12 protein-coding genes and 1 tRNA gene are annotated in these 12248 nt (G+C 69.6%); 4 read left to right on the top strand and 9 right to left on the bottom strand.

Annotated elements, in window-relative coordinates:
- Positions 1 to 5 precede the first annotated feature (5 nt).
- Both BW730_RS17125 and BW730_RS17120 read right to left on the bottom strand, forming a co-directional pair.
- Positions 6 to 269: a hypothetical protein gene (locus BW730_RS17125; RefSeq protein ID WP_077687328.1), complete on the bottom strand. Its 264-nt coding sequence runs from the start codon at positions 267 to 269 to the stop codon at positions 6 to 8.
- Between the two features lie 263 nt (positions 270 to 532).
- Positions 533 to 606 (bottom strand) — tRNA-Gly (locus tag BW730_RS17120).
- A gap of 91 nt (positions 607 to 697) precedes the next feature.
- Here BW730_RS17120 and BW730_RS17115 point away from each other — a divergent pair.
- Positions 698 to 3454 (top strand): FAD-binding and (Fe-S)-binding domain-containing protein, encoded by a 2757-nt coding sequence (locus BW730_RS17115; RefSeq protein WP_077687327.1) that lies wholly within the window; start codon positions 698 to 700, stop codon positions 3452 to 3454.
- On the opposite strand, the gene BW730_RS17110 is transcribed toward BW730_RS17115, so the two are convergent.
- The 3 genes from BW730_RS17110 to BW730_RS17105 form a co-directional block, all read right to left on the bottom strand.
- A complete protein-coding gene (locus BW730_RS17110; RefSeq protein ID WP_226996884.1) occupies positions 3455 to 4582 on the bottom strand; it encodes a serine hydrolase domain-containing protein in 1128 nt (375 codons plus the stop codon).
- Positions 4570 to 4779 (bottom strand): hypothetical protein, encoded by a 210-nt coding sequence (locus BW730_RS19640; RefSeq protein ID WP_226996883.1) that lies wholly within the window; start codon positions 4777 to 4779, stop codon positions 4570 to 4572. Before BW730_RS19640 ends, BW730_RS17110 begins: the two co-directional genes overlap by 13 nt.
- A 149-nt stretch (positions 4780 to 4928) precedes the next feature.
- Positions 4929 to 6050 carry a 6-phosphofructokinase gene (locus BW730_RS17105; protein WP_077687326.1) on the bottom strand — a complete coding sequence of 374 codons (1122 nt, stop codon included), beginning with the start codon at positions 6048 to 6050 and terminating at the stop codon, positions 4929 to 4931.
- A 163-nt stretch (positions 6051 to 6213) separates the two neighbouring features.
- On the opposite strand from BW730_RS17105, the gene BW730_RS17100 reads away from it, so the two are divergent.
- From BW730_RS17100 to BW730_RS17090, 3 genes are read left to right on the top strand one after another with little or no spacing between them, the layout of a single operon-like run.
- On the top strand, positions 6214 to 6861 hold the full coding sequence (locus tag BW730_RS17100; RefSeq protein WP_077687325.1) for a DUF1707 SHOCT-like domain-containing protein: 648 nt from the start codon (positions 6214 to 6216) through the stop codon (positions 6859 to 6861).
- A complete protein-coding gene (locus tag BW730_RS17095) occupies positions 6858 to 7352 on the top strand; it encodes a PH domain-containing protein (RefSeq protein ID WP_077687324.1) in 495 nt (164 codons plus the stop codon). Before BW730_RS17100 ends, BW730_RS17095 begins: the two co-directional genes overlap by 4 nt.
- On the top strand, positions 7352 to 8701 hold the full coding sequence (locus BW730_RS17090; protein ID WP_077687323.1) for a PH domain-containing protein: 1350 nt from the start codon (positions 7352 to 7354) through the stop codon (positions 8699 to 8701). Before BW730_RS17095 ends, BW730_RS17090 begins: the two co-directional genes overlap by 1 nt.
- A 124-nt stretch (positions 8702 to 8825) precedes the next feature.
- Here BW730_RS17090 and ppgK read toward each other — a convergent pair whose 3' ends face one another.
- The 4 genes from ppgK to BW730_RS17070 are packed head-to-tail and all read right to left on the bottom strand — an operon-like array spanning position 8826 to position 12143.
- Positions 8826 to 9611, bottom strand: a complete 786-nt coding sequence (ppgK, locus tag BW730_RS17085; protein WP_077687322.1) for a polyphosphate--glucose phosphotransferase — start codon at positions 9609 to 9611, stop codon at positions 8826 to 8828.
- Positions 9612 to 9667: 56 nt separating this feature from the next.
- A complete protein-coding gene (locus tag BW730_RS17080; protein WP_145952950.1) occupies positions 9668 to 10084 on the bottom strand; it encodes an NUDIX hydrolase in 417 nt (138 codons plus the stop codon).
- Complete coding sequence (argS, locus tag BW730_RS17075; protein ID WP_077687712.1) at positions 10081 to 11715, bottom strand: arginine--tRNA ligase; 1635 nt, start codon at positions 11713 to 11715, stop codon at positions 10081 to 10083. Before argS ends, BW730_RS17080 begins: the two co-directional genes overlap by 4 nt.
- Positions 11716 to 11759: 44 nt before the next feature.
- Positions 11760 to 12143, bottom strand: coding sequence for a hypothetical protein (locus BW730_RS17070; RefSeq protein WP_077687320.1), 384 nt, complete (start codon positions 12141 to 12143; stop codon positions 11760 to 11762).
- Between the last annotated feature and the right edge of the window lie 105 nt (positions 12144 to 12248).

Here is a 12248-nt window from a genome sequence, read left to right as displayed (position 1 = left end):
CAGGCTCAGGCGAGGAAGCTCCTGCCCAGGTCGAGCCACGGCACCAGACCGAGCAGCGTGAAGGTGATCCCCGCCGCGGCCATCACGGCCCGGGTGCGCGCCCCGACATCGAGGTCGACGTAGGCGCCGGCGAGCAGGCTCAGGCCAGCGAGGCCGAGCATCAGCCAGAAGCCGGAGGAGCCCACGACCATCAGCACGATGGTGACCCCCGCGATGAGCAGGAACGCGACCGAGCCGACCCGCCGAAGAGCCCACGGTTTGACTGGCATCGAGCCTCCTACTCCCCCCACCTACATTGCTGGTCCCCAGGCAGCCTAGCCCGAAAGGAGGGGGTGTGGGCGGTCGGTTTCGGACTCGATTTCGACGCCGGGAATCGCCCGTTGTCAGCGGCCAGTGAGCGTCAAACCCGCCCTTGAGGGTCCCGATCACAAGGGTCCATACGAGCGAAACTCGAAACCTTTTCGAAGCCTCATCGGATGCGGATGCCTCGCGGAGGTGTTGGGGATCTCCCGCCATCGGCGGGAAGAGGAAGTGGAGCGGGCGACGGGAATCGAACCCGCGTATCGAGCTTGGGAAGCTAGCGCTCTGCCATTGAGCTACGCCCGCGTAGGACACACAGGGTAGCAGGGTTGTGCGACCGTCCGCCTCCCCGGTCCGGCGGGCGCCCGAGGCCTTCCGACGTGAGTAGGCTTTCGCCATGGGCAGCGCGGAGGTCTCGATCACGCGCGACGACCGCGCCATCACGCGGCTCGCCATGTCTCATGACGCGTCCCATTTCCTGCTGACGCCGACCGAGGTCGTCACGCCCTCCACCGTCGAGGACGTCGCCCAGTTGATGCGCGAGGCCGTCCAGGCCCGCAAACCCATGACGTTCCGCGCGGGAGGCACCAGCCTCTGCGGGCAGGCCGTCAGCGACTCGACGCTCGTCGACACGCGGCGCAACTTCCGCGACCTCGAGGTGCTCGACGACGGGATGCGGGTGCGGGTCGGCCCCGGCGTCACGCTGGCGCGGGTCAACGCTCACCTTGCGCGGTACGGGCGCAGGCTCGGGCCCGACCCGACGAGCGCGCTCGCCTGCACAATCGGCGGCATCCTCGCCAACAACTCGAGCGGCATGCTCGCGGGCCTGAAGCAGAGCGCGTATCACACGCTCGACTCGATGGTGTTCGTGCTGCCGAGCGGCCGCGTCATCGACACCGCGGACCCGAGCGCCGACATCACGCTGCGACTTGAGGAGACCGAACTCTGCGGCGGCCTCATGATGCTGCGCAAGAGGCTGCGCGACAACTCGGACGCCGTCGCCGAGATCCGCCGCCTGTTCGCCATGAAGAACACCATGGGCTACGGCATCAACGCGCTGATCGACTTCCACCGGCCCGTCGACATCGTCTCGCATCTCCTGATCGGCAGCGAGGGCACGCTCGGGTTCATCGCGGAGGCGACGCTGCGCACCGTGCCGCTCGCCAGGCATTCCGCCGCCGCGCTCGCGCTGTTCCCCGATCTCACGTCCGCGGCCGCCGCGGCGCCACTACTGGTCGCGGAGGGCTTCGAGGCCGTCGAACTGATGGACGTGGCGTCGCTGCGGGTCGTCAGGCGGCAGCCGGGCGCGCCCGCCATGCTGCGCAACCGCGACCTGACCACAGAGGCCGCGCTGCTGATCGAACTCCACGAGACCGACGAGGAAGCCCTGCAGCGCCGCCTCGTCGCGGCGACCGGGATCCTCGCCACCCTCGACGTGATCGACTCGGTCGCGATGACCAGCGACGCCAAGCAGCGCAACGCGCTCGTCGAACTGCGCCGCGGCCTCTACGCGCTGGTGGCGGGCACCAGGGCGTCGGGCACCACCACGCTGCTGGAGGACATCGCGGTGCCGGTCGACCGGTTCGAGGAGATGTGCGTCGCGCTCGACGAGTTGTTCCGCAAGCACGGCTACGGGGTCCTCAACGTGCCGCTGTTCGGGCACGCCCGCGACGGAAACATCCACTTCCTGCTGAGCGAACGCTTCGACGAACCGGAAGGGCTGCTGCGGTTCCGCAAGTTCACCCGCGACCTGGTTCGGCAGGTGCTGCGCCGCGGAGGCGTCCTGAAGGCCGAGCACGGCACCGGGCGCGCGATGGCGCCGTTCGTGCGGGACCAGTACGGCGACGACCTCTTCCAGGTGATGCGCGCCATCAAGTTCCTGTTCGACCCGCGAGGGGTGCTGAACCCGGGCGTCATCATCTCCAACGACCCCGACGAACACCTGCTCAACCTCAAGCTGATGCCGCGCATCGAGCAGGAGGTCGACAACTGCATCGAGTGCGGCTTCTGCGAGGGCGGCTGCCCGTCGAGGGACCTCACCCTGACGCCGAGGCAGCGCATCGTGCTGCGCCGCGAGATCGCCGCCCGCCGCGACGACCACGACCTGCTCAAGCAGATCGCCGAGAGCTACGAATACGAGGCCGTCGAGACGTGCGCGGTGGACGGCATGTGCGCCGTCGCCTGTCCGCTCGGCATCGACACCGGAACGCTCGTCAGGCGGCAGCGCACGGAGGACGTCAGCTCGCTTGAGCAGGTGGCGTGGACGCAGGCGGCGCGCACCTGGGGTCTCGTCACGCGGATGGGCTCTGCGGCGTTGACGCTTGCCAAGTCGGCCGCCCCGCTCGCCGATCGGGCCACCGACCTCGGCCGCCGCCGCTTCGGCGACGACACCGTGCCCAGTTACGACCGGCGGTTGCCCCGGGGGGCGGGGATCCGACGCAAGCCGAGGCGACGCGACCGGCGCGACCGCGGCGTGGCCGCCTACTTCCCGTCGTGCCTGCAGACGATGTTCGGCACCTCGGGCGAGGGCGTCTTCGCGGCCTTCCGTGAGCTGTGCCTGCGGGCCGAGGTCCGCGTCACGATGCTGGACGCCGAGGACCTGTGCTGCGGAGCCCCGTGGCGGGCCAAGGGCGTCCAGGAGGGCTACGAGCTGATGCGACGCAAGGTGCACGCCCAGATCGTGATGCCCGACCAACTGCCGATCGTGATGGACGCGAGCAGTTGCACGCAGTCGCTCGCAGAGCTCGCCCGGCACTGGAAGATCCCGGTCCTCGACGTCGTCGAGTTCGTCGCAGACGAACTGCTCCCCCACCTCGAGCTCACCGCGCCCATCGAATCGATCGCCCTGCACCCGACGTGCTCGTCCACCAAGATCGGCATCAACGAGGACCTCATGGACATCGCCCGGTTCCTGAGCGACGACGTCACGGTGCCCGCGTCGTGGTCCTGCTGCGGCTTCGCGGGCGACCGCGGCCTGCTGCATCCCGAGCTGACGGCAAGTGCCACCGCCGAGATGGCCCGCGAGATCAACGAGCGCGAGTATGCCGCCTACGCGTCGGTGAACCGCACCTGCGAGATCGGCATGTCACGGGCGACGGGCCACGGGTACCGCCACATCGTCGAACTGCTCGAGGAGGCCACCCGGCCGCGGTGATCAGCCGGCGATGATGTCGGCCACCAACTGGGTGGCCCTGAGGTCGTCGGCCTCGGGCGAGAAGCCCATCCGCACCACGATCAGGTTCTTGCTAGGCACCACGAACATGCGCTGCCCGTCGTGGCCGTTGGCCCAGAACGCGTCGGCTGGGAGGCTGGGCTCGACAAGGGTGCCGTCGGGAAGGGCGTTGGCCCACCACGACGCCGCCATGCCGCGGGAGTCGGACTCGGCGACGTCCTCGACGGTGGTCGAGCGCTCCATCCACCCCTCTGGCAGGAGCCGCTCACCGTCGACGACGCCGTCGTTCAGCGCGAACTGCCCGATCCTGGCCCAGTCGCGCGGGGTCGCCCACAGGTAACTGCCGCACACCGGAGTTCCGATGGCGTCAGGTTCAAGAACGGCCGACCCCAGCCCGAGCGGCTCGAACAGTTCCTCGCGCGGCAGGTTCGGGCCCTTTCCCGCCTTGGCGTTCAGGACCGAGCAGAGCAGTGTCGTGCTGCCCGAGGAGTACTGCTGGAACGTCCCGGGCGCGTGGGCCGCGCTCTTCGACGCGACGTAGCCCGCCATGTCCGGTTCGTCGTAGAGCATCTGGGTGATCGGGGTGGCGAGGTCGTAGGTCTCGTCCCATTCGAGGCCGCTGGTCATCCGAAGGAGGTCGTCCACGGTGATCTTGGCCCGCTCGTCGGTCCATTCGGGGCGAAGGCCCGCGTCGTCGAGGGCGACCTTGCCCTGCTGGACGAGCCGCCCAGTCAGCAGGTTCGTCACGGACTTCGTCATGGACCAGCCGAGTTGGCGCGTGTCGGCCGAGAATCCGTCGGCGTAGCGCTCCCCCACGACGACACCGTCACGGAGCACCACCACGGCCCGGGTGCCTAGCTGATCGCGGGCGGCGTCGTCCAGGTCGGCGCCGAACGCGCGGTCGATGGCCTGTTCGATGGCCGGGTCTGCCTCGGTGGTCGGGAAGTCCTCGGCGGGCGCCACGTCGGCGGCCTCGGGGAACGTGGGACGGTCCTGGGCTACGGTGCAGCCGAAGCCGGGCGCGTACCAGGCGTTCTGGCCCGCGAGCACGCCCACCACCGAGACCCGCGACTGGCCCTCCCTGTCGTTCCAGGGGGTCAGGTACGGCACGAGCGGGTTGGGGGCAGGTCGTCCTGGGCGTCGGAGCGGTCGGCGACCTCGGTCACGGCACACAGATTGTGTGCCGCGTATCCCGTGCCGGTGCGCAGCAACGGGCGCAGATACCAGTAGCCCGCGACGCTGGCGAGCACCAGCACCCCCACGACGATGCTGAGGACGATCGGCCAGATCCGACGCTTGCGCTGCATGGCTGCACGCTACTCGACGGGGCAGCGGGGGTGGGGCTTCGACATCCATCCGGCCGCAGAAGCACGGCAGCGCGCCGCGATTCGACAGGGCGGGGCCAGGGTTTACCGCCGCCGCCAGGACCGATGAGGCCGCCTGCGGCCCGCCCTGGTCAGTCGCCCAGGCCGGTGCCGACCCCGCGAGCCGCGGTGATCCACGGATCGTCCAGCGGGACCGTCTTCAGGTTCCCGGCGACGTCACCCAACGGCACCGGGACCGCCCGGCCCGCCTGCGAGGCGACCATCACGCCGAACTCGCCCTGCGCCACCAGGTCCGCGCCCGCCGAGCCGAGCAGGGTGCCGAGCAGTCGGTCGTTGGCGTCGGGGGTGCCGCCGCGCTGCACGTAGCCGAGGATCGTGACGCGGGACTCGAGGCCCGTCGCGCCCTCCAACGCCGAGGCCAGCTTGAACGGGTTGTCGCGGTGCCCTGCCTCGACCGCCTCCTTGTGCTTGTTCGCCGCGGCCTTCGCCTCGGGCGTCGAGGCGCCCTTCACCAGCGCCGTCGCGGCCGCCAGGTCTGCGGTGTCCTGCTCGTTGCGCGCCCCCTCCGCCAGCGCGATCACCGAGAAGTTGCGGCCGATGCGGGCCCGCTCCGCCACGGACTCCGCGATCGACTCGACCGAGTACGGGATCTCCGGGATGAGGATGATGTCCGCGCCGCCCGCGATGCCCGATCCGAGCGCCAGCCAGCCCGCCTTGTGGCCCATGATCTCCACCACGATCACCCGGTGGTGCGAGTGCGCCGTCGAGTGGAGGCGGTCGATGGCCTCGGTCGCGATACCGAGCGCCGTCGAGAAGCCGAAACTGGTGTCGGTGAGGGCGATGTCGTTGTCGATGGTCTTGGGGAGGTGGATGACGTTCAGTCCCGCCTCCATCAACCGGTTGGCGTTCTTCGCGGTGCCGCCCCCGCCGATGCAGACGATGGCGTCGAGCTTGTTCTTCTCGTAGTTCTCGACGATGGTCGGCACCATGTCGCGGACCTCTCCGTCGACGACCATCTTGTGCGGCTTGTCCCGCGAGGTGCCGAGGATGGTGCCGCCGATGGTCAGGATCCCCGCGAGCGCCGAGCCGTCGAGCGGCTGCCACCTGTCCTCGACGAGGCCGCGGAGGCCGTCGCGGAACCCGAGGAGTTCCATCCCGTGGTGGCCGATGGCGGCCTTACCGAAGCCACGGATCGCGGCGTTGAGGCCGGGCGAATCGCCCCCGGCAGTGAGAATTCCGACACGCTTTCCCATGGGTTCCTCCTCGTCGAGTCCCCCCACACTATTGCGCGCCGCCCGTGGTTGAGGCCGTGTCCGCGAACCTCGACAAGGGACAACCCTGAGTCTCCCCGGAGCACCCCCGGAAATGCCCTCGCGCGGGGGTGCCGCGGGTGCGCGCGCGGCTTAGACTCCTGACATGTCCCCCGAAGCTCATCGCATCACAGCCCTCCGTTGCGCAGATCAGGACCGCGAACTCGTCGCGCAGGTCCTCAACAACGCCTACGCCGAGGGCAGGCTGACGTTCGACGAGCACGCCGAGCGCATCGCGCACGCCTACGAGGCGAAGACCTTCGGCGACCTGGACGTCCTGACCACCGACCTCGTCGCGCAGCGCCGCCCCCTGCCCACCGCCGTGCCTGGCCCCTCGCCCCAGCCCGTCGTCGAGCGGACCGCCGCCCACGTGGCGGTGCCGGGGCAGTTCACCGGCGGCAACGCCGTGTTGTCGACGTTCAAGCCGGGGCGGATCGACGTGGTCGCGCCCGAGGTGACGCTCAACGCCTGGCTCGGCGAGGTCCGCCTCGATCTGGTCGATTCCACGTTCGCGGCGCGCGACACCGTCATCAACATCGGCGGCCTGATGTGCGACGTGCGGATCCGCGTCCCGGAGGGCGTCGACGTGAACGTGTCCGGCACCTCGATGGTGATGGGCGACACGAAGGTCGAGGGGACCAGGCCCCGCCCGGACGGCATCCGCATCAACCTTGTCGGTACTGTGTTCATGGGCGAGGTGAAGGTGCTCGGCCCCGATACCAAGGCGAACAAGTACGAGAAGTTTGTGAAGTGACCCAGGACGATCTTTTTGCCCCACCCACGACCCACTGGCAGCGGCTGTCGCCCAACTACCTGAAGCTCAAACTGCTGCTGATCCCCCTGAACTGGGGTGTGCTGTTCGCCGCGGCGGGCGTGGCGGTGTACTTCCTGGCACCGCGCTGGGCGCTGTGGGTGCTGATCGGGGTGGCGGTCGTATGGATCGGTTGGCGGATGTGGCGCGCCCCTCGCGCGTTCCGCCGGTGGGGCTTCGCCGAGCGCGACGAGGACGTCTATGTCACGCGGGGCCTGTGGCACCGCTCGCTGCAGTGCGTCCCCTACGGCCGGATGCAGTTGGTCGAGGTGCAGTCGGGGCCCATCGAGCAGCGGTTCGGCCTGGCGAGCGTGCAGATGATCACGTCGTCGACGGCGGGCACCGTCACCATTCCGGGTCTGACGGCCTCCGACGCGGCCGCCCTGCGGGACCGGCTGATCGCGAGGGGCGAGCAGCAGCAGGCCGGGATCTGATGGACGACGCTCCCCTGGCGGTGCAGACGGAGGCCAAGGTCGTCGAGCGCCCGAGCCCCCTGACCGGGCTTGCCCGCTCCGGGATCGCGCTCGCCGCCGCAGCGGTGTTCTTCGCCCGTGACTTCGCCGAGTCGTCCGGTTCGTTCAGCCGCGGCCCCCTCATCGCGGGGGTCGTCGCCGCCGCGATCGCCCTGATCGGCGGCGTGAGCGGCATCATCACGTGGCGCACCACGACGTTCATCGCAGACGACGACGAGTTCCGGATCGAGCGCAACTTCATCTCCAAGTCGTCCACGCGCGTCGACTACACCAAGGTCCAGTCGATCGACATCAGCCAACCGTTGATCGCCCGGCTGCTCGGGCTCGCGAAGGTGCACATCGACGTCGGCGGTGCTGGCGGCGTCGGGCTGTCGTTCCTGACGAAGGCCAGGGCGGAGACGCTGCGCGAGCATCTGCTGCGGCGGATGCAGGCGGCCAAGACCGGCTCGGGTGGCGGCTCAGGTGAGCTGACCTCCCTCGAGGAGCCGACCGAGGCGGAGGCTGAGGAACTGGTGGTCGCGGTGCCGCCGCGCAACCTGATGCTCGGCACGCTTGTCTCGCTCGGGGCGCTCGCGTCGCTTGTCCTCGCGGCGGTGTTCGTGCTGGTGTCGATCTTCGCGACCGCCCCCGTCACGCTGGTCGCGGGCGTGATCGCCGTGGTCGGCTGGGTGTGGAGCCAGACGGGCAAGAACTGGGGCTTCCGGATGACGCGCCAGGGCGACACGCTCCGGGTCAGGCGCGGGCTGCTCAGCACCGTCACGCAGGGGCTCCGCCCCAAGCGGGTCCAGGCGGTGGCGATCCGGCAGGACCTGCTGCAGCGGCTGACGGGGCTGTACCAGGTGAGCGTCACGGTGCTCGGATACGGGGATCCGGGCAGCGACGACGACGCCTCGACCAACGCGATCGTGTTGCCCTACGGCACCTGGGACGAGGTGATGGCGGTCCTGCACGCGATCTGGCCGGGCGTCGACCTCAACGCCATCGAGCCGCACCCCCAGCCCGCGCGGGCCAGGTGGCTGACGCCGTTCACGTTCCGCACGCACACCTGGGGCGTCGGCGAGGACGTGGTGGTCGCCCAGCACGGGCTGTTGACGCAGATCCGCTCGATCGTCCCGCATCGCAGGATGCAGTCGGCGAGCATCGAGCAGGGACCGCTGCAGCGTCGTCTGAGGCTGGCGTCGATCTCGGTCCACACGACCGACGGCCCGGTGTCGCTGCGGCTGTACCACCTGGACGCCGACGTGGCGCGTCGGGTGTTCGAGGACCAGTTGGCAAGGGCGCGGCAGGCAAGGGCCGCCGTCGAGCGCTGAGCGCCCGGGCGCGAGAGGTTTCGACACGCCTGCTCGCTCCGCTCGCAGGCGGCTCAACCAGCGGATCGGCGGCTCAACCAGCGGATCGGCGGCTCAACCAACGGGCCCGCGGCTCAACCGGCGGTCAGACCGCGTGCTCCACGAGCGGGTCGGGGTGCTCGACCGAGTCCTTAGCGAACAGGGCCGCGCCGACGATGCCCGCGCGGTTGCGCATGGTGGCGGGGACGATCGGGGTGTTGAGTTCCAGCAGCGGGCCGAACTTGTCCCAGTCCTTCGAGACGCCACCGCCGACCACGAACAGGTCGGGAGAGAACAGCATCTCGACGTGGCTGTAGTACGGCTGCAGCCGCTCGGTCGCCCACTTCTTGTAGGACAGGTCTTCCTTGTCCTTGATCGAGGACGCGGCGCGCGACTCGGCGTCGTGGCCGTCGAGTTCGAGGTGGCCGAGTTCGGCGTTGGGGATCAGGACGCCGCGGTGGATGATGGCCGAGCCGATGCCGGTGCCGAGCGTGGTGAGGATGACGAGGCCGTCGTTGCCCTTTGCGGCGCCGAAGTGCACCTCTGCCAGGCCAGCGGCGTCGGCGTCGTTGACGAGCGAGATCTTCCGCCCGAGCTTCTCCTCGAAGAACTTGTCCGCGTTGACGCCGGCCCACTTCTGGTCGAGGTTCGCGATGAAGGTGACCACTCCGTGCACGACGGGCGCGGGGATCGTCAGGCCGACCGGCGCGTCGCCGATGACAGGCTCGAACGCCTCGATGATCTCCTTGACGACGGCCGCCACGTTGGCAGGGGTCGACTTCGCAGGCGTGGGGATGCGCAGTCGCTCGCCGACCAGTTCGCCGGTCTCCAGGTCGACCGGCGCACCCTTGATGCCGGATCCACCCACGTCGATGCCAAGGAAAATGCTCATGCGGGAAAGCGTAGCGTCCCGGGCCCGCGGGCCGGCATCGGCCCACGACCCCGACGTCACAGCAGTTCGACCAGGCCCTCGGGGAACAGCGGGCGTTCACCACCGCGCAGCGCGTCGATGGGCACCCACTCGACGGGGCTGCCCTCGTCGAGGATCGCAAGCGTCGCACCCAACGGCACCGCGTCGAGGTAGGCCGACGACACCAGGAACACGTGCGCGATCTCGTGGCCCGGGCGGGCGTCGTAGGTGAAGATGTTCTGGGTGACCGTCAGCAACTCAACCGAGTCGAGGTCGCAGCCGAGTTCCTCGCGGAACTCGCGCCGGAGGGCCTCCTCGGCCGTCTCCCCGAACTCGATGCCGCCGCCGATGGCGCGGTAGAACTCGATCCCCCGGGCCGGGTCGGAGCCGCGGAGCGCGAGGACGTGTCCCTCGCGCACCGGCAGCCCGACGGCGATGTTGCGGATCCGGCTCACATGCGTTCCGGCGCGTCGATCCCGAGCAGGCCGAGACCCTCCGCGAGGACCTCCTTGGTCGCGGCGCACAGCGCGAGGCGCGACGAGCGGACCTCACCCTCGGACTTGAGCACCGGGCACACCTCGTAGAAGGAGGCGAGCGTGCCCGCCAGTTCGTACAGGTAGCCGCACAACTTGTGGGGCTGCAGGTGCTGGGCCACGTCGTCGACCACGTCGCCGAAGCCGCTGAGCGTCAGGGCGAGTTGTTGCTCGACCGGTTCATCGAGGACGGTGACGGCGCCGTAGTGGATGCCCTCGGCCTCGGCCTTGCGCAGGATCTGACTGACGCGGGCGTGGGCGTACTGCAGGTACGGGCCGGTGTTGCCGGTGGTCTGGACCATCCGCTCGACGTCGAAGGTGTAGTCCTTCTGCAGGCCGTTGCTGAGGTCGGCGTACTTGATGGCGGCGAGCGCGATGTTGGGCGCCGCCTCCTCCTCTGCCGCGTCGAGCAGCGAGTCGAGCGTTGCGGCCTTGCCGTCGCGCGTCTTGAACGGGCGACCGTCGGGCCCGAGCACCATGCCGTAGCCGACGTGCTGGGCGACCACGTCGTCGGGCAGGAAGCCCGCCATCCGCGCCGCCGCGAACACCTGCGCGAAGTGCCCCGCCTGCCGGGCGTCGGTGACGTAGATGATCCGGTCGGCGTGCAGGTCCCGCACGCGGCGTCGGATCGCGGCGAGGTCAGTGGTGGCGTAGCCGAAGCCGCCGTCGGACTTGCGCACGATCAGCGGGGCCTCGAAGCCCTCGACGAAGATGCAGAGCGCGCCCTGGTCGACGACGGCGACGCCGGAGTCCTCGAGTTCCTTCACCAGCACCGGCAGGTCGTCGTTGTAGGTGCTCTCGCCCGCGAGGTCGTCGTCGGTGAGCAGCACGTTGAGCCGCTCGTAGGCGTGGTTGAAGGCGGGCTTGGAGATGTCGACGAGTTGGTGCCAGATCTCCAGGGACTGCTCGTCGCCGCCCTGGAAGGTTGCGACGCGGGCGCGGGCGCGCGTCGCGAACTCCTCGTCGTCGCGGAACCTGGCGGCGGCGCGCTTGTAGAGGGCGTCGGCGTCATCGAGGGTGAGTCGGGTCACGTCGAGCGACTCGTCGAGCACCTCCTCGATCAGCATGCCGAACTGGGTTCCCCAGTCCCCGATGTGGTTCTGCGGGATGACGGTGTTGCCGATCGCAGACAGCACGCGGTTGAAGCAGTCGCCGATGATCGTGGTGCGCAGGTGGCCGACGTGCATCTGCTTGGCGACGTTGGGGGCCGAGTAGTCGATGACGACGCGCTGCGGGTGCCGGGTGACGTTGACGCCGCCGTCGGGATCCTCGAGCAGGCTCGTGACCGCGCCCGCGAGCACGTCGGAACGCATCCGGAAGTTGATGAACCCGGGGCCCGCGATGTCGGGGGTCTCGCACAGGTCGTCGACGTCGAGGCGCTCGATGATGTCGGCCGCCACCTCGCGCGGCGGTCGTCCTTCCTGCTTCGCCAGGCGGAGGGCGACGTTGGACTGGAAGTGACCGAACTGCGGCTTGGTGGCCGGGCGCATCTCGGGGTCGACGCCGGTGACTGCCCGGAGGCGTGCGTCGAGGAGCGCGGGGAGCGATTGCATGTCCGCCATTGTCTCACCAGGGGCGAGATCGGCTCAATCGCGGCTCACGCCTGAGGGCTCGGGTGAGGCCTGCGGGACGCCGGGCGGACCGTGACGGTGGCGAGCACGATCCCGAGCGCAGCGAGGATGGCGGCCACCGCGAAGAACGGCCACGGGCTGAACATCTCGATGCATTCGGTGCCCGTGCTGTTCGACGTGCAGACCTCTCCCGGGCCTTGCCTGTTCAACCAGCCGACCCAGGCGAGCGGAAGGGCGATGCCGAGCAGGAGGCCACCGACGCCCCTGCCGCGGGTCAGGAGGATCGCAGCCACGAGCACGACGACGGTCAGGATCGCGACCATCCAGCCGATCGTCAGCATCGTGAGCACGGTGAGGCAGCCGAGCGCCCCGACCGCCACCCACAGCGCCACCGCAACGATGGACTTCATGCCCCGAACCTAGCGGGGCTTGGCTTGGCCTTGAGCATGTTTGGTTGTTCGTTTCGCGACACGCCGGGCGTCGTCGGCGTGTCGCGCAACGAGACACCAAACATG

Source organism: Tessaracoccus aquimaris (genome assembly GCF_001997345.1).
GTDB classification, from domain to species: domain Bacteria; phylum Actinomycetota; class Actinomycetes; order Propionibacteriales; family Propionibacteriaceae; genus Arachnia; species Arachnia aquimaris.
The sequence above is the reverse complement of the archived record's forward strand: the minus strand, read 5'-3'. Positions and strand labels throughout refer to the sequence as shown.